Annotated in this window: 16 protein-coding genes; 11 read left to right on the top strand and 5 right to left on the bottom strand. The window is 72.5% G+C overall.

Annotation, left to right across the window (positions count from 1 at the left end; all coding sequences use genetic code 11):
- Positions 1-33: 33 nt before the first annotated feature.
- Positions 34-234 (top strand): hypothetical protein, encoded by a 201-nt coding sequence (locus AB0B41_RS16475; protein WP_358203763.1) that lies wholly within the window; start codon positions 34-36, stop codon positions 232-234.
- Here AB0B41_RS16475 and AB0B41_RS16480 read toward each other — a convergent pair.
- The gene (locus AB0B41_RS16480) at positions 183-761 is read right to left on the bottom strand and encodes a 2,4'-dihydroxyacetophenone dioxygenase family protein (protein ID WP_358203765.1); all 579 of its coding nucleotides are present in this window, start codon (positions 759-761) and stop codon (positions 183-185) included. The two genes, AB0B41_RS16475 and AB0B41_RS16480, sit on opposite strands and share 52 nt — an antisense overlap.
- Before the next feature lie 158 nt (positions 762-919).
- On the opposite strand from AB0B41_RS16480, the gene AB0B41_RS16485 reads away from it, so the two are divergent.
- From AB0B41_RS16485 to AB0B41_RS16495, 3 genes are read left to right on the top strand one after another with little or no spacing between them, the layout of a single operon-like run.
- Positions 920-2,194, top strand: a complete 1,275-nt coding sequence (locus AB0B41_RS16485) for an MFS transporter (RefSeq protein WP_358203767.1) — start codon at positions 920-922, stop codon at positions 2,192-2,194.
- A gap of 35 nt (positions 2,195-2,229) precedes the next feature.
- Positions 2,230-2,712 carry a pyridoxamine 5'-phosphate oxidase family protein gene (locus AB0B41_RS16490; RefSeq protein WP_358203768.1) on the top strand — a complete coding sequence of 161 codons (483 nt, stop codon included), beginning with the start codon at positions 2,230-2,232 and terminating at the stop codon, positions 2,710-2,712.
- Positions 2,709-3,575: an acyl-CoA thioesterase domain-containing protein gene (locus tag AB0B41_RS16495; RefSeq protein WP_358203770.1), complete on the top strand. Its 867-nt coding sequence runs from the start codon at positions 2,709-2,711 to the stop codon at positions 3,573-3,575. The genes AB0B41_RS16490 and AB0B41_RS16495 overlap by 4 nt, the downstream gene beginning before the upstream one ends.
- Positions 3,576-3,615: 40 nt before the next feature.
- On the opposite strand, the gene AB0B41_RS16500 is transcribed toward AB0B41_RS16495, so the two are convergent.
- The 3 genes from AB0B41_RS16500 to AB0B41_RS16510 all read right to left on the bottom strand — a co-directional run bounded on the left by AB0B41_RS16500 (position 3,616) and on the right by AB0B41_RS16510 (position 6,705).
- On the bottom strand, positions 3,616-5,196 hold the full coding sequence (locus AB0B41_RS16500; RefSeq protein WP_358203773.1) for an ABC transporter substrate-binding protein: 1,581 nt from the start codon (positions 5,194-5,196) through the stop codon (positions 3,616-3,618).
- A 64-nt stretch (positions 5,197-5,260) separates the two neighbouring features.
- Complete coding sequence (locus tag AB0B41_RS16505) at positions 5,261-6,409, bottom strand: CaiB/BaiF CoA-transferase family protein (protein WP_358203775.1); 1,149 nt, start codon at positions 6,407-6,409, stop codon at positions 5,261-5,263.
- Positions 6,410-6,420: 11 nt separating this feature from the next.
- Positions 6,421-6,705: an antibiotic biosynthesis monooxygenase gene (locus tag AB0B41_RS16510; RefSeq protein ID WP_358203777.1), complete on the bottom strand. Its 285-nt coding sequence runs from the start codon at positions 6,703-6,705 to the stop codon at positions 6,421-6,423.
- 134 nt (positions 6,706-6,839) lie between these two features.
- Between AB0B41_RS16510 and AB0B41_RS16515 the strand changes: the two genes are divergently transcribed.
- The 5 genes from AB0B41_RS16515 (at position 6,840) to AB0B41_RS16535 (ending at position 12,201) form a co-directional block, all read left to right on the top strand.
- On the top strand, positions 6,840-7,892 hold the full coding sequence (locus AB0B41_RS16515) for a phosphotransferase family protein (RefSeq protein ID WP_358203780.1): 1,053 nt from the start codon (positions 6,840-6,842) through the stop codon (positions 7,890-7,892).
- Positions 7,889-8,524, top strand: a complete 636-nt coding sequence (locus AB0B41_RS16520) for a TetR family transcriptional regulator (protein ID WP_358203782.1) — start codon at positions 7,889-7,891, stop codon at positions 8,522-8,524. Before AB0B41_RS16515 ends, AB0B41_RS16520 begins: the two co-directional genes overlap by 4 nt.
- The gene (locus AB0B41_RS16525) at positions 8,524-9,285 is read left to right on the top strand and encodes a glucose 1-dehydrogenase (RefSeq protein WP_358203784.1); all 762 of its coding nucleotides are present in this window, start codon (positions 8,524-8,526) and stop codon (positions 9,283-9,285) included. The genes AB0B41_RS16520 and AB0B41_RS16525 overlap by 1 nt, the downstream gene beginning before the upstream one ends.
- Before the next feature lie 10 nt (positions 9,286-9,295).
- On the top strand, positions 9,296-10,534 hold the full coding sequence (locus AB0B41_RS16530; RefSeq protein WP_358203786.1) for an acyl-CoA dehydrogenase family protein: 1,239 nt from the start codon (positions 9,296-9,298) through the stop codon (positions 10,532-10,534).
- 95 nt (positions 10,535-10,629) lie between these two features.
- Positions 10,630-12,201 carry an AMP-binding protein gene (locus tag AB0B41_RS16535; RefSeq protein ID WP_358203789.1) on the top strand — a complete coding sequence of 524 codons (1,572 nt, stop codon included), beginning with the start codon at positions 10,630-10,632 and terminating at the stop codon, positions 12,199-12,201.
- Between the two features lie 13 nt (positions 12,202-12,214).
- Here the strand turns inward: AB0B41_RS16535 and AB0B41_RS16540 are convergent, their stop codons facing one another.
- Positions 12,215-12,955 carry a GntR family transcriptional regulator gene (locus tag AB0B41_RS16540; protein ID WP_358203791.1) on the bottom strand — a complete coding sequence of 247 codons (741 nt, stop codon included), beginning with the start codon at positions 12,953-12,955 and terminating at the stop codon, positions 12,215-12,217.
- Positions 12,956-13,092: 137 nt separating this feature from the next.
- Here AB0B41_RS16540 and AB0B41_RS16545 point away from each other — a divergent pair, with 137 nt between their 5' ends.
- Entirely contained in the window at positions 13,093-14,727 is a 1,635-nt protein-coding gene (locus AB0B41_RS16545) for an AMP-binding protein (RefSeq protein WP_358203793.1), read from the top strand.
- A gap of 90 nt (positions 14,728-14,817) precedes the next feature.
- Positions 14,818-15,615, top strand: a complete 798-nt coding sequence (locus AB0B41_RS16550; protein ID WP_358203796.1) for an SDR family NAD(P)-dependent oxidoreductase — start codon at positions 14,818-14,820, stop codon at positions 15,613-15,615.
- Positions 15,616-15,620: the final 5 nt, after the last annotated feature.

Raw genomic sequence — 15,620 nt, forward strand, 5'->3', positions numbered from 1 at the left:
CCTCGAGTTCCTGGAGCGGCACCGGGGTGCGGCATGCCCGACGCCGAGAAGTCGCAGCTCGCCTGGCTGACCATCCGGATCACGCAGTTCCCCCGGCTGCGCTCGCTGGCCGCCGAGCTCGCCGCCTACGACGGCGCCGCCGAACTGGACGAGGGACTCGCCATCCTGCTCGCCGTGACGCGTCAGCGCAGGAAGGTGTCGGCGTACTCCGCCCCGAGCCCGACGGCGGCGTAGTGCCTGCGGGCCAGGTCCAGCTTGGTGAACACGTCCTCGTAGCCGGTGGCGTTACCGTCCGGGTCGACGTAGACGAGCGATCCGGTCACGTGGAAGAGCGTGACCATCTCCTCGACCCCGTCCGGCACGACGAGGGTGTGCACCTCGCCCGGCGGCTCGAACGCGTACCCGCCCTCCACCGCGACCCAGTCGTGCTCCAGGTAGTGCCAGCGGCCGCGCAGCACCGTGGCGTGCACGGGTCCCGCGTGCCGGTGCCGGGACAGCACCCCGGATCGCCGCACGCGCAGCAGGTTCACGTAGTAGCCCTGGCTGACCCCGAACAACAGCGGCCGGAAGGACACGTCCGAGGACTGCGGGACCCAGACGCGCTCGTCGGTCGGGAACAGCTCGGTGTGCACCAGGTCGGGCAACGAGCCGTACGGCTGGGCCAGCCGGTAGGGCGACTTGGCGACCTCCGGCGCCTCCGCAGCGGGCCTGCCCGGTTCTGGTGGCCCCGCGACACTCGTCGCGACGGTTGTAGTGGTCATGTGTCGCCTCCGTCTCACGCTTGAAGAGAGACACAGAGTATACTTTTGAAGCCGTGTGACTGAGGCTTCCCAAGGGAGGGGACCCGATGACCAACGACCCGACACCGACGCGAGACGCTCCCGATGCCGCCCGGCGCGCCGTGGGGAGGCGGGCCGCCATGGCGGGGTACTTCGGGACGCTCGTCGAGTACTACGACTTCACCGTCTACGCCTTCCTCGTCGTCATCATCGGTCCCCTGTTCTTCCCGTCGGACACCGCGGCGGGCTCCGTGCTCGCGACCCTGGCGGTGTTCGCGGTCGGCTACGTCGCCCGCCCCCTCGGCGGCATCCTGATCGGGCGGCTGGGCGACCGGCGCGGTCGGCGCAGCGCGCTGCTGCTCACCGTGCTGGGCATGGGCCTGGCCACCTTCCTGATGGGTCTGCTCCCCACCTACTCGCAGGTGGGGGTCCTGGCTCCGTTGCTGCTGATCCTCGTGCGCCTGCTGCAGGGCGTCTCGGCGGGCGGCGAGGCGATCGGGGCGGTCACGCTGGCCGCCGAGAGCGCATGGCCCGGGCGCCGGGGGCTGCTCAGCTCGCTCACCCCGTTCGGCGCGGGCACCGGCATCGCGCTCGCTCCGGCGATCGTCGGGCTGGTCACCGCCCTGACCAGCCCGGAGCAGCTCGCGTCGTGGGGCTGGCGGATCCCGCTGCTGCTGTCGCTGCCCATGACCCTGGTGTGCCTGTGGTTCCGCCTGCGGCTGGAGGACTCCCCGGAGTTCCGCTCGCTCGTCGAGCGCGCCGAGCGCGTCGCCTCCCCGGTGCGCGAGGTGCTGTCCAAGCACTGGCCGGCGATCATCCGGGTCACCCTGGTCGCGGTGGCCAGCAACTGCGTGGGCTACGTGCTGACCAGCTACGTCAACGTCTACCTGATCAACTGGGTCGGCATCGACAAGGGCGCGGTGTTCTGGCTCTCGGCCATCGCGCTGGCGCTCGCGCTGCCCACGTTCGTCGTCTCCGGCCTGCTGATCGACCGGCTCGGCACCCGCAGGGTGTTCCTGTCCGGCATGGCGGCCTGCTGCGTCCTGGCCGTGCCCGCGATGCTCGTCATGGGCTCAGCGGGCAGCCTCGTCGTGGTGACCCTCGCGTACTGGGTCGTCCTGATCGCCAACAACCTGGCCCTGCCGCCCGCCTACTCGATCTACGTCGAGTCCTTCCCGACCGCGGTGCGCTACACCGGAGCGGCGTTGTCGTTCAACATCGGCACGATCATCGGCGGCGGCCTGACCCCCTGGGGATCGGCCCAGCTCGCCACGGCGACGGGCAGCGGGCTGGCGCCCGCGGTCATCATCGTGGTCGCGGCGGCGATCGGTCTCGTCGTGACGCTGACGGCGCCGCGGTACGGCACGGATCACTTCGCGCAGGCACCGGCCGACCCGACGCCGTCCGCCACCTGACCGGGATCCGACCGGGACCCGAGGGAAGGAACCGCATGACCGAACCCACTACCCGCCCCAGCGTCCGGATGACCGAGGCGGAGATCTGGTCCTTCCTCACGGAGGGACACACCGGCATCCTCACCACGCTCCGGGCGGACGGCATGCCCGTCGCCATGCCGGTCTGGTACGCCGTGGTGGACCGGGCGGTGGTCGTGATGACCCGCGGTCGCAAGCTCGAGCGGTTGCGGCGCGACCCGCGAGCCTCGTTCCTGGTGGAGGCGGGGGAGCGCTGGGCCGAGCTGCGCGCGGTCCACTTGACCGGGCGCGCCGAGGTCCTCGACGCGGCGGCCGCCGCCGCGCTGGGCCCGGCCGTGGACGCCGAGCTGGACCGCAAGTACGCGGCGTTCCGCACGGACCGCGCAGCCATGCCGGACGCCACCCGCGGGGCCTACGAGCAGGCCGAACGGGGCATGGTGCGGCTGACCCCGGACCAGCGCGTCCTGCACTGGGACAACCGGAAGCTGGGCCTCGCGTGACCCGCGCGGAGGTCCCGGCCTGGGCGGCGGCGGATCCGGCCGACGAGGTGTTCGGCGTGCGACCGCTCGGCGACGACCTCTACTTCGCAGACCGATGGATCGACCCACGCCGGCCCGAGACGGGCAAGACGCAGGGCCGGCTGTTCGGTGGCGAGGTCGCGGCGCGCTGTCTGGCCGCGGCCCAGCACACCGTGCCCACCGGGCAGGCAGTCCACTCCCTGCACGGGTTCTTCCTGCGTGAGGGCACGATCGACCTCCCGGTGCGGATGCGGGTGGACCGGCCGCGGGAAGGACGCTCGTTCTCCACGCGCACCGTGGTGGCCGAGCAGGCGGGCAACACGATCTTCACCCTGACCGCGTCCTTCCACCGGGCGGAGGAAGGGCCGGACGACGGCGAGCCCTTCCCCGCCGGGATCGAGGCCCCGGAGACCGCCGTGCACCGACCGACCCCGTTCGACGGCTACCCGCCGCGGCGCGGGTTCGAGATCGTCGACCTGCTGCCCTTCACCCGACAGCCCGGGTGGGTGCAGCGGCGGACGTGGGTCCGCTCGCGCACCGTCCTGCCGGACGCCGCCACCGCCCACACCCGGGTCCTGACCCACGTCAGCGACCTGACCACGGCCTACGCTGCGGTCCTGCGCGCCGACCTGGACCCCTCCCCCGACATCACGATGGTCGCCTCCCTGGAGCACACGGTCTTCTTCCATCGCCCGTTCCGCGCGGACGACTGGCTGCTGATCCAGCTGGGCAGCCCGTCCACGCACGGCTCGCGCGGGCTGGTCTCGGGGACGGTGCACAGCCGGGACGGCAGGCACGTCGCCTCCGTCGTCCAGGAGGCCCTCCTCCGGCGTCGCCGGGCGTAGGTCCCCGAGGGTCGGGCGCGCCGGACCCTCGGGGAATCGGCTACTGCGCGGCGCCGACGCCGAGGTAGCGGGCGTCGAAGTTCCCCGCCCAGGTCCACGGCATCGCGTCCACCCCGGTGACCTTCTTCGACGACAGCCAGATCTGCTGGTCACCGGTCAGGTTGACCAGCGACGCCTGCTCGGCGACGGTCGTCCAGATCTGCCGATAGATGTCCCCGCGCTGCTCCTGGCTCAGCATCGGGTCGTCGGCCTTCGCCGCGAGCGGCGCGATCTGGTCCCGCACCGCCTCGCCGCCCTTCAACCCACCGAGATAGGTGATCGCGAGCTGCTGCTGCGGGTCGGCGACCGCGTTCAGCGAGTTCAGCGCGGTTTCGAAGCGGCCCTCCCGGAAGCCGGCGTCCGCCTCGCCGCCTGGCACCGGCTGCAGGGTGACCGTGATGCCCGCCTCGGCGAGCTGGCTCTGCAGCACCTGCGCGATGGGTTCGAAGGACGGCGAGCCCGCGGTGTAGGCGAGCTGGAAGCTCAGCCCGGTCGCACCCGCCTCGGCAAGCAGCCGCTTGGCGAGCTCGGGATCGTGGCCCATCCGGTCCTCCAGCCCGGGCGCGTTCGCCCAGTGCCCCGGCGGATAGGGCTGCACGAGCGGGGTCGCGTTGCCGGCCAGCAGCTGGGTGGAGATCGCCTGCCGGTCGACGGCATGGCTGATCGCCTGGCGAACCCGCACGTCTGCGAACTTGGGGTCACCGGGCCGGAAGTAGAGCGCCCGCCCGACCAGCGTCTGGACCTTCGTGGCCTGCGCCTGGCCCGCGTCGGCGATCTTCTGGGCGGCGGGCACGTCCGCCCCGGTCACGTGCGCGACGTCTATCTGACCCGAGCGCAGCGCGTTCATCCGGGTGGAGGCGGCGGCCACGTAGGAGATCTCGATCCGCTTCGGGGACGCGGCCCGTGGGTCCCAGTACGTCCCGGGGGCCCGCTCGAACGTCACCATCTCGTTCGGCCGGTACCCCGTGACCAGGTACGGACCGGAGCCGGCGTCCCCGGGCGCGCTGCCGAGGTCCCGTCCGTCCGCCAGCGCCTTCGGGCTGATCATCTCCCCCGCGTTCGACGCCAGCACCACCGGCAGGCTCGCTCCCGTCCCGGGGGCGAGCCGGAGCCGCACGGTCGCCGGGTCGACGACGTCCACGCCCTGCACCTGCGTGAGCACCGCCGCGACGGTGCTGCCCGGCAAGGTCTTGTAGCGCTCGAGGTTCGCCTTCACCGCGGCGGCGTCGAACGGGGTGCCGTCGTGGAAGGTCGCCCCCCGGCGGAGTTTCAGCTCCAGGTACGACCCGTCCGGTGCGGGCTGCCAGGACTCGGCCAACATCGGTTTGGGGACGAAGTCGTTGCCGAGCTCGGTCAGCCGGTCGTAGAGCAGGAACGTCGAGGGCTGCGAGCTGGTCAGCCCCTGCTTGGCGGGATCGAGCGACTGGGTCGGGCCCGCGTAGGCGATCCGCAGGGTCGCCTCGCGATCGGGTGTCGCCGTGTCCGCCGCGCCGCCGCCCGACCCCGACGAGCAGCCGGCGAGGAGGAGCACGGACGTGGTCAGGAGAGCGGCGACGGCGGACAGGGGGCGCAATCGGGACATCGTCGTCCTTCCGGGCCTGCGCGCACGCCGGGGCGGCGCACGCGAGCCCGCTCATTAAGTATGCTCAGATGCCCGCTGTCAACGGCGCCTCCGCTACCGCGCCCGCGGCCAGCAGTTCCTCGGCCTCCGCAGCGGAAAGCCCGAGTTCCGCCAGCACCGCTCGGGAGTCCGCCCCGACCGCGGGAGCGGGCGGCGGCAGCTCGGACGGCGTCCCGACGAAGCGCGGAGCCGGGGCCACCTCGATCCGCCCGTTCCGCTCGACGAACGTCCCCCGGGCGGCGTTATGCGGATGCTGCGGCGCCTCGCGCATCGAGAGCACCGGTGCGACGCAGGCGTCCGAACCCTCGAACACCCCCTCCCACTCCGCGCGGGTGCGGCCGGCGAACGTCTCGGCGAGCAGCGTGCCCAGGGCGGGCCAGTTCGCGGGGTCGTCCCGGTCCGGCACCGCGCCGGCGTCGAGCCCGAGCCGCTCGAGCAGCTCGGCGTAGAACTGCGGCTCCATCGCCCCCACCGCCATGTGCCGCCCGTCGGCGGTCCGGTAGGTCGCGTAGAAGGGGGCGCCGCCGTCCAGACGGTTGGTCGCCCGCTCGTCCGTCCACTGCCCGTGCGAGAGCATCGCGTACGCGCTCATCGCCAGCAGGGCGGAGCCGTCCGTCATCGCGACGTCCACCACCTGCCCCGGCCCACCGGCGCGGGCGGCGAGCAGGGCACTCACCACACCGAAGGCCAGCATCATGCCGCCCCCGCCGAAGTCCCCGACCAGGTTCAGCGGCGGCACCGGCGCCTCGGCCGGACCGATCGTGTGCAACACCCCGCTGACAGCGATGTAGTCGATGTCATGACCGGCCCGATCGGCGAGCGGGCCCTCGCCGCCCCAGCCGGTCATCCGGCCGTAGACCAGCGCGGGATTGCGCGCCAGGCACTCTTCCGGACCCAGCCCGAGCCGCTCCATCACCCCAGGGCGGAAGCCCTCGAGCAGGACGTCCGCTCCCGCCACGAGCCGCAGCGCGACCTCCTTAGCCGCATCCTGCTTGAGATCCAGCGCGAGCGACCGCCGCCCGCGGACCATCGCGTCCTCGAAGGGGTAGCGTGTGGCGCCCACCCGATCGATCCGCACGACCTCGGCCCCCGCGTCCGCGAGCATCATCGCGGCGAACGGGCCGGGGCCGATACCCCCGAACTCGACGACGCGGACTCCGTCCAGCACACCCATCGCCGCGCTCCTCAGACCGCGAGCCCGGTGCCCTGCACCGGCTCCCCGAACACGACCTCACTGGAGGCGAGCAGCGGGGCGAGCAGCTCGCCGATCGGTCCACCGGCCGCGGCGTGCTCCTTGAGCGCGGTCTTGTCCCGGAACAGCTCGAACAGGAACAAGGTGTCCGGGACCCGGGTCGCCCGGTTGACGACGTAGATCTCGGTGCCCGCCTCGCCCTGTGCCGCGGCCACCATCTTCTCGACCACGGCGAGCAGGTCGTCGAACCGCCCCTCCTTGGCCACCAACGTCGTCATCGCCGACACCTTCGTCACGACGGCCTCCCGCACTCGTCTCGTCTGTCGCGGTCACCGTGCCTCGCCGAACTCCACCGTGTCAACATTGGGGACACTCTTGACAGCCACTGTCAGCCCCTCGCACGCTGTGTGGCGTGACGACCTCGCAGACTGTCTCGGTCGACGCCGACCGCCTCACCGAGTGGATCGGTTCCGATTTGCCCGGCCGCGGACTCGTCCGCCTCGAGCGCATCGGGCAGGCCTTCGGCGTGGCCAATGCCCTCTACCTCGTCGAACGGGACGATCCCGCAGCTGCGGACGGAACCGCGCGGTGGGTGCTGCGCAGGCCACCGGCCGTGGTGAACGCTCCCGGCGCCTCCGACATCGGTCGCGAGTGGCGGTTGCTCACCGCCCTCGAGGGCACCTCGGTCCCCCACCCGACCCCGCTGCTGCACTGCGCGGACCCGGAGGTGATCGGCGCCCCCTTCCTGCTCATGTCGGTGGTGGACGGATTCACCCCGGTCGATGTGCTGCCCGCGCCCTACAACCGGCCGGAGAACCGGCGCGCGCTCGGCCTCGCGATGGTCGATGCGATCGCCGATCTCGGCAACGTCGATTGGCGGGCCCGCGGGCTCGAGGGCCTGGGCAGGCCCGAGGGCTTCCTCGAGCGCCAGGTCGGCCGGTGGCTGCGACAGCTCGACGGCTACCACACCCGCGACATCCCGCTGTTGGACACCATCGCGGACTGGCTCGAGCGCAACCGGCCCGCGGCGGGCGAGGCCGGCATCCTGCACGGGGACTACAGCCCCTTCAACGTCATGGCGTCCTGGACGGACCCGACGCGGCTGGCCGCCGTCGTGGACTGGGACACCGGCACCGTCGGGGACCCGTTGCTGGACATCGGGCACCTGCTCGCGCGGTGGGCCGAGCCCGGCGAGGAGGCGCCGATCGTCCGCGTCGACATCGCCCGGCGCGAGGGCCTGCCGACCCGCGCCGAGCTGGCCGACCGCTACGTCGAACGCAGCGGTCGGGACCTCTCGGCGATCCGCTACTACGAGGTGCTGTCGCTGTTCAAGCTGGCCATCATCCTGGAGGGCGGCGTCGCCCGGCTGCGGGCGGCGGGCGACCCGGCCGGAGACGAGCGGGCTGCGGGCGTCGACCGGCTGTTCCGCCACGCGGATGCCTTCGCACGCGGGGAACGCACATGACTGGGACGAGCCCGCTCGCCGAACGGCTCGACCGGCGACGGGACGCGGCCACCCGGGCGATCGAGCGGGCCGCGGTCGCGCTGTTCGCCGAGCGCGGCTTCGACCGGGTGTCCGTGGACGACGTCGCGGTCGCCGCCGGGATCTCGCAGCGCACGTTCTTCCGGTACTTCGCCAGTAAGGACGACATCCTGCTCGGCTACCGGCGCAGGCTCGACGTGCGGCTGCTCGCGGCGCTGGCCGACCGGCCCCCCGCGGAGGGCCCAGTCACAGCCCTGCGCAACGCCTTCCTGGCCACCTCCACGGTGCCCGCGGAGAACCGCGAGGACGTGCTGCTGCGGGCTCGGGCGACCGCAGCGGCCCCGGCGCTGCACGTCCGGTCCCGTGGGGAGCGCTCGGCGGGCACGGCGGCCATCGCGGCCGTGCTCGCCGAACGGATGCGGGCCGACCCGGACGACCGGCGGGCACGCGTGATCGCCACCGCGATGTCCGCCGTCGCGACCGCCGAGTGGGAGGCCTGGGTGGCGGGCGACGGCACCGGCGACCCCGCCACTCAGATCGCGGCGGCATTGCATCTCGTCGAGCAGGGACTCGGCGTACTGGACCGGCCGGACCCGGCCGGGGAGGGATCGTGATGAAGGACCTGTTCGACCTCACCGGCAAGGTGGCCGTGGTGACCGGCGGGAGTCGGGGCATCGGCCGTGCCATCGCGGGCGCCTACGCCGAGGCCGGCGCGGATGTCGTGATCGCCAGCCGCAAGTTGGACGTCTGTGAGACGGCGGCGAAGGAGATCAGCGCGGCCACCGGGCGTCGTGTGCTCCCGGTCGCCACCCACGTGGGCCGCTGGACGGACTGCGACCGGCTCGTCGACACGGTCTACGGCGAGTTCGGCCGCTGCGACGTGCTGGTGAACAACGCCGGGATGTCCCCGCTGTACCCGAGCCTGGACGCGGTCACCGAGGAGTACTTCGACAAGGTCCTCGCGGTGAACTTCAAGGGCCCCTTCCGGTTGAGCGCCGCGGTCGCCACTCGGATGGCCGCGGCCGAGGGCGGCAGCATCATCAACGTCTCGACCGTCGGCTCGCTCACGCCCGGTGCCACCGAGCTGGTGTACGCCGCGGCCAAGGCCGCCCTGAACGCACTGACCATCGGCCTGGCGGACGGGTTCGGGCCCACGGTCCGCGCCAACGGCATCCTGCCCGGCGCGGTCCTCACCGACATCGCCGAGCACTGGTCGCCCGAGGCGCTGGAACACACCAAGCAGGTCCCGATGGGCCGCCCGGGCACCCCGGAGGACTTCGTCGGCACGGCGCTGTGGCTCGCGAGCGCCGCATCCGGATGGATCACAGGCGAGCTGGTCCGCGTGGACGGTGGCGGCGCCCGCCGCATGAGCTGAGGAGTAGAACATGATCGATTTCGACCTGCCGGAAGACGTCCAGGCGGTCCGCGCCAAGACCGCGGCGTTCATCGACGAGGTGGTCCTGCCCGCGGAGTCCCAGGTCGGCACGCGGCCCTACTTCGACATCGTCGCGGAGCTGCAGGGCAAGGCCCGGGCCGAGGGGCTGTGGTGCCCCTTCGTGCCCAGGGAGTGGGGCGGCATGGGCCTGGGGCACCTCGCCAACGCCGTGGTCCAGATCGAGGTGGGGCGCTCGTTCTCGCACCTCGGCGCGTGGGCGCTGAACTGCATGGGTCCGCAGGACGCCACCATGGTCACCCTGATCGAGCACGGCACACAGGAGCAGAAGGAGCGCTACCTCCGCCCGCTGGTGGACGGGAAGATCCGGATCTGCTTCTCGATGACCGAGCGCGCCGCCGGTGCGGACGCCACCGGGATGCGCACCACCGCGGTCCGCGAGGGCGACGAGTGGGTACTCAACGGCGAGAAGTGGTTCTCCTCCAGCGCCAGCATCTCCCAGCTCGCCCTGGTGATGGCCCGCACGGATCCCGAGGCCCCGCGCCACCAGCAGTTCTCGACCTTTCTGGTGGAGCTGCCGAACCCGGGCTTCCTGATCGTCCGGGACATCCCGGTCATGGGCGAGAACGACACCCCCCGCTTCGAGAACGAGGTCGTCGGCGGACACGCCGAGGTGGCGATCGAGAACCTGCGGGTCTCGGCCAAGAACCTGCTGGGCGGGCTCGGCGAGGGCTTCTCCATGGGTCAGCACCGGCTCGGCTACGGTCGGCTGCGGCACGGCATGTGGGCCATCGCGAAGGCCCAGGCAGCCCTGGACCTCGCTGCGAAGCGCGCCCTCGAGCGCGAGACCTTCGGCAAGCCGGTCGCGGAGCGGCAGGGCGTCCAGTGGATGCTCGCCGACTGCGCCACCGAGCTCTACCTGACCCGGCTCATGGTCCTGCACATCGCCTACAAGATGGAGAAGGGCCTGGACCTGCGCCAGGAGAACTCGATCGCGAAGAACTACATCGCGAACATGATCCACAAGGTAGTCGACACCTCGCTGCAGATCCACGGCTCGCTGGGCTTCACCCACGACACCCCGCTCGCGCACTGGTACCAGGAGGTCCGGGCGCAGCGGCTGGTCGACGGCCCGGACGAGGTTCACCGCTGGAAGGTCGGCAAGAACGTGCTCGACGCCTACCGCAAGCACGGCAGCACCGCCCTCGCGGCGGGCGGCGACCTGGTCTGAGGTCCTGGTGCGGAGGGGCGCCCTGCCGAGAGGCACTAGCCCCCTCCGCGGAAGTTTAAGTATGCTCTATGCCGTGCCCAACGACGGGAGGATCGATGAGCGAGGACCGGCCGAACGTTCGCGCCGCGAGTTTCTACCGCTACGCCCAGGCTCTGCCGGACCGTGTCGCGCTCGTCGCCGTCGACGGCTCGACGACCACCTACGCCGCGCTCGCCGCGGCGGCGAACCGGGTCTCGCACGGGCTGCGCCGCGCCGGGCTCGGCGTGGGCGACCGGGTGGGCGTGCTGGTCGGCAACACCCCGCGGTTCCTCGAGCTCATGCTCGGCGCCGGGCAGGTCGGGGTGCAGATCGTGCCGGTCAACACCCATCTGACCGTGGCCGAGGTCGCTTACATCCTCGACAACAGCGACAGCCGCACGGTCTTCGCCGACGGCCCGTTGCTCGAGCTCGCCGCGGCGGCGGTCGCGGAGCTGGGCCGACCGGCCGAGAGCATCGTCGCGATCGACGCGCCGGACCCCGGGCCGCACCGGACCTTCACCGACTTCCTCGACCGGACCCCGGACACCGAGCCCGCGGAGCGGGTGCACGCCCAGGCCATGCTCTACACCTCCGGCACCACCGGCCGCCCCAAGGGCGTGACCTGGCCGATCAGCGCCGTGGTCGATCCCGAGACCCAGGCGCAGCGCACGGACCCGATCATGGCGCTGCGCGGGATGCGCCACGACAGCACCGCGGTGACGCTGGTCAGCGGCCCGCTCTACCACGGTGCGCCCGGGTCGTGGGCCCTGCAGGGCCTGCACCATGGGCACACCGTGCTGCTCACCGGCAAGTGGGAGGCCGAGGACTTCCTGCGCCGTGTCCAGGAGCACGGGGTCACCACCTGCCAGGTCGCCCCGATCCACTTCCATCGGCTGCTGCAGCTGCCCGCGGCGGTCCGCCAGGCCTACGACGTGAGCTCGCTGCAGGTCGTCAGCCACGCCGGCGCGGCCACGCCGGTGGACGTGAAGCAGAGGATGATGGACTGGTGGGGCCCGGTGCTCTGGGAGTACTACGCCTCGTCGGAGGGGTGGGGCACGTCCATCACACCCGAGGAGTGGCTGGCCCACCCCGGCAGCGTCGGCCGCCACGACGGCAACGGCGCCACGATGAAGATCCTCGACGAGGAGGGTACCGAGCTGCCCGCGGGCGAGCCCGGAATGCTCTGGATCCGCAACCCCAACGGGGTCAACACCAGCTACCTGCACGATCCCGAGAAGACCGCCGCCAATCGGCGCGGCGACTACTACACCGCGGGCGACATGGGCTACATCGACTCGGACGGCTGGCTCTACATCGTGGACCGGCGCACAGACCTGATCCTCTCCGGTGCGGTCAACATCTACCCGGCGGAGATCGAGGACGCGCTGCGCAGGCACTCGCGGGTGTCGGACGTGGCGGTGGTCGGCGTCCCGGACCCGGAGTGGGGCCAGCGGGTGCGCGCGATCGTCGTGCCCGCCGAGGGCGGAACCGCGGGCCCGGAGCTCGCCGAAGAGATCCGTGCGTTCGCCACGCGCGCGCTCGCCCGCTTCAAGGTGCCGCGCGAGATCGAGTTCCGCGACTCGCTGCCCTACTCCCCCACCGGGAAGCTGCTGCGCCGCGAGCTGCGAGCCGCGCCCGCGGACGCCTGAGGTGCGGGCCCGGTCAGTCCGGCGCCTCGGCGGCGGGCCGCACGGCGAGCACCCGGCTGTCGTTGACCGCGCCGATCCGGGCGATCCGGTCGATGTAGCGGCGGGCGAGGTACTGCGCCCGCGAGCCGTCGCCGCCCACGACGGCCTCGACCAGATCGCTCATCGAGCGGTGCAGCCACTGGGCCGCCCCGGCGTCGACCTCGTCGTACCCGTGCTGGCGACACAGCGCCACGACGACCCGCAGGAAGATCCCGATGGCGGGGTTCGAGCAGAGGTCGGCGAAGTCCGTGTGCACGTCGTTCAGGTCCGCGATCCGCACGACGGGTCCGGGCGGCGGCGGATCCGCCACAGCCGCCCGCAGCCGGGCCACGCCCGCCTCGTCCAGCGTCCGGACCAGGTCGTCCACCGCGAGCATCTCCAAGGAGCGCCAGATCTCGATGAGCTGGGACGACGACACGCCCCGGTAGTCGATGAAGACCTCGAAGGCCTGGGCGAGCCGCACCGGATCGGGCTCGTCCACGACCAGCCCGCCGCCCGGACCGCGCCTGCGGTGGGCGATCCCGCGGACCTCCAGGATTCGGGAGGCCTCCCGTACGACCCCCTTGCCGACGGCGAAGCGGCGGCACAGGTCCGCCTCCGAGCCGAGCAGCCCGCCGACCGGCCAGCCCCGCTCAGCGACCTCGCGGGCGAGCTCCTCGGCCATCCGGGCCGCCGCCGTCCGGCTGCCGGAGTCCGGCTCGGTCCGTCCGGCCACGGCTCACCTCGCTGTCCACCGCGGATGACCCGACGGATCACCGCTCCGAAAAACGTCTACGTATTTTAGGTCCTCGTCAGCTTGCAGTATCCCGCGGGTCCCGCGGACGTGATCCCGGGGCCCTCTCACGGAGGTCGATGATGATCGAAGTGCCCGCGCTCGACGATCCCCGGATCCCGGACCGTGCGAACTGCGTACTTGTGGACCTGCTCGTCGAGCGGGTCCGCGAGGATCCGGACCGCGTGCTCGTGCGTTTCGCGGACGGCAGTGAGTGGACCCGGGCGCAGACGCTCGCGAACGCGCGGGCGACCGCGGCAGCCCTGCACGCAGCGGGGGCGCGGTCCGGCGACCGGATCCTGCTCTGGATGCCCAACGGCCCGGAGGCCGTCCGCTCCGTGGTGGCCGCGAGCCTGCTGGGCGCCACCGTGGTGCCCGTCAGCACCGCCTACCGGGGCTCCCTGCTGGCCCAAACGCTGCACATCGCCGGGGTGCGCACCGGGGTGGTGCACGCGGAGCTGGTGGACCGGCTCGCCGAGCTGGGCCCGGAGGGACGCGCGGACCTCGCGTCCGTGCTCGTCGCCCGCGGCGCCGTCCCGGTCGCGCCCACCGGCCTCGAGCTCGTCGAGTGGGACACCGCGCACGCACAGGCCTCGGACCTCCTGGTCGCCGAGCGGCCGCACGAGCCCTGGGACACCCTCGCCGTGCTGTTCACCTCGGGCACCACCGGGCCGTCGAAGGCCGTCCCGACGACCTACGTCCAGCACCACTCGTTCCAGACCTCCGTGCACGAGGGCCGCCTCGGCCCGGAGGACCGCGTCCTGGTCCAGTCACCGATGTCGCACATGATGGGCGTGAACTCGCTCTACGGCGCGGTGCTCTTCGGCAGCTCGATCGCCCTCACCGACGGCTTCGACACCGCCCGGTTCTGGGCGACGATCGCCGAGACGGGCGCGACCTGCTGCAGCCTGGTCGGGTCCCAGCTGAACTTCATGGTCAAGTCAGGCCGGGAGGCCCCCGCAGGGCACCGGCTCCGCCGCGTCACGGCCTCGCCGGTGGACGAGGCGTTCGCCGAGTTCGGCAGGCGGTACGGGGTGCGGATGGAGACCGGCTTCGCGATGACCGAGGTCCCGTCGGCGCTGCGCAGCGACCCGGCGACCACGCCACCCGGGAGTTGCGGCCGGGTGCGCCCCGGCATGCAGGTGCGCCTCGTCGACGAGTTCGACCGCGAGGTCCCCGACGGGACGCCGGGCGAGCTCATCGTGCGCGCCGACCGGCCGTGGACGATCGCGGCAGGCTACCTCGGGATGCCGGAGGCCACCGCCAGGGCCTGGCGCAACGGGTGGTTCCATACCGGCGACGCGCTACGCCGGGACGCCGAGGGCAACTACTACTTCGTCGACCGGCTCAAGGACGCGATCCGCCGTCGCGGCGAGAACATCTCCTCCGCCGAGGTGGAGGCCGAGGTGCTGCGCCACCCCGCGGTGCGGATGGCCGCAGTGGTCGGCGTGGCCAGCGAGTTCGGCGAGCAGGAGGTGCTGGCGGCCGTGGTACCGGCGGACGGGACCGCACTGGATCCGGTCGATCTGCTGGAGCTGCTGCGCGGGCGACTCCCCTACTTCATGGTGCCCCGCTACGTCCGGGTGCTCGCGGACCTGCCGCTCACCGCGACCGGGCGGGTGCAGAAGTCCGAGCTGCGCTCCGCCGGCGTCACCGAGGACACCTGGGACCGCGACGCCGCAGGCATCGGTGTGCATCGCGAGCGCCTGACATGAGCGGTCGGCGCCGGTGCACATAGAGTGCACCTTGACGAGGCACCAGCCGGCACTGAGTAACGGTCCGCACCGGGCCGGGACGGAGGGACTATGGACCTGGGCATCGCCGAGCGCGTCGCGGTGGTCACCGGCGCCAGTCGCGGCATCGGCCGGGCCACGGCCGAGGCGCTCGCCACCGAGGGGGTCCGGCTCGTGCTCGGCGCCCGCCGCGCGCAGGGTCTCGACCTCGCCGCCTTGGCCGTGCGCGCGCGCGGCGCCGAGGTCGCGACGGTCGCGGGGGACGTCACCGACCCGGCCACGGCGGCCGCGCTGGTCGCGGCCGCCGAACGGGAGTTCGGGGGCGTGGACATCCTGGTCAACAACGCGGGCGGGGACAGCGGCCGACTCCCGTTCGACGAGCTGGACGACGCGGCCTGGGAGCATGCCTACCGGCTCAACGTCGTCAGCGCCGTCAGACTGACCCGCGCGGTGCTCCCGCACATGCGTGACCAGCACTGGGGCCGCGTAGTGACCGTCTCCTCCTACACCGGCCGGGTCCCGGAGCCGTTCTGCGGGCCCTACGCCGCGGCCAAGGCCGCCCAGATCAACCTGACCCGGACGCTGTCGCGCAGCTACGGCTCCGAGGGGGTCGTGGCGAACTGTGTACTCCCGGGCCTGACCGAGAGCGACGGCGTGGTCGAGGGCTTCGCCGCCGCATCGGCGGCGAGCGGGCGTGACCACGCCGACCTGCTGGCCGCGATGCTGCGCCGCGCCCCGATCGACGTCGGCCGGATGGGTACGCCCGCCGAGGTGGCGGCGACGATCGCGTTTCTCTGCTCGGAGCAGGCCGCGTGGATCAGCGGCACCTCGGTGTCGGTCGACGGAGGGACCGTACGCAGCGCCCCGTGAGCGGT

Origin of the sequence: Pseudonocardia sp. NPDC049154 (assembly GCF_040648315.1) — a bacterium.
GTDB lineage: Bacteria > Actinomycetota > Actinomycetes > Mycobacteriales > Pseudonocardiaceae > Pseudonocardia.

Coding starts and splice junctions, on each gene's coding strand:
- AB0B41_RS16530 (WP_358203786.1), top strand. CDS start 9,296: ATGATCGATTTCGACCTGCCGGAAGACGTCCAGGCGGTCCGCGCCAAG.
- AB0B41_RS16490 (WP_358203768.1), top strand. CDS start 2,230: ATGACCGAACCCACTACCCGCCCCAGCGTCCGGATGACCGAGGCGGAG.
- AB0B41_RS16535 (WP_358203789.1), top strand. CDS start 10,630: ATGAGCGAGGACCGGCCGAACGTTCGCGCCGCGAGTTTCTACCGCTAC.
- AB0B41_RS16475 (WP_358203763.1), top strand. CDS start 34: ATGCCCGACGCCGAGAAGTCGCAGCTCGCCTGGCTGACCATCCGGATC.
- AB0B41_RS16550 (WP_358203796.1), top strand. CDS start 14,818: ATGGACCTGGGCATCGCCGAGCGCGTCGCGGTGGTCACCGGCGCCAGT.
- AB0B41_RS16520 (WP_358203782.1), top strand. CDS start 7,889: ATGACTGGGACGAGCCCGCTCGCCGAACGGCTCGACCGGCGACGGGAC.
- AB0B41_RS16525 (WP_358203784.1), top strand. CDS start 8,524: ATGAAGGACCTGTTCGACCTCACCGGCAAGGTGGCCGTGGTGACCGGC.
- AB0B41_RS16505 (WP_358203775.1), bottom strand. CDS start 6,409: ATGGGTGTGCTGGACGGAGTCCGCGTCGTCGAGTTCGGGGGTATCGGC.
- AB0B41_RS16545 (WP_358203793.1), top strand. CDS start 13,093: ATGATGATCGAAGTGCCCGCGCTCGACGATCCCCGGATCCCGGACCGT.
- AB0B41_RS16510 (WP_358203777.1), bottom strand. CDS start 6,705: ATGACGACGTTGGTGGCCAAGGAGGGGCGGTTCGACGACCTGCTCGCC.
- AB0B41_RS16480 (WP_358203765.1), bottom strand. CDS start 761: ATGACCACTACAACCGTCGCGACGAGTGTCGCGGGGCCACCAGAACCG.
- AB0B41_RS16485 (WP_358203767.1), top strand. CDS start 920: ATGGCGGGGTACTTCGGGACGCTCGTCGAGTACTACGACTTCACCGTC.
- AB0B41_RS16500 (WP_358203773.1), bottom strand. CDS start 5,196: ATGTCCCGATTGCGCCCCCTGTCCGCCGTCGCCGCTCTCCTGACCACG.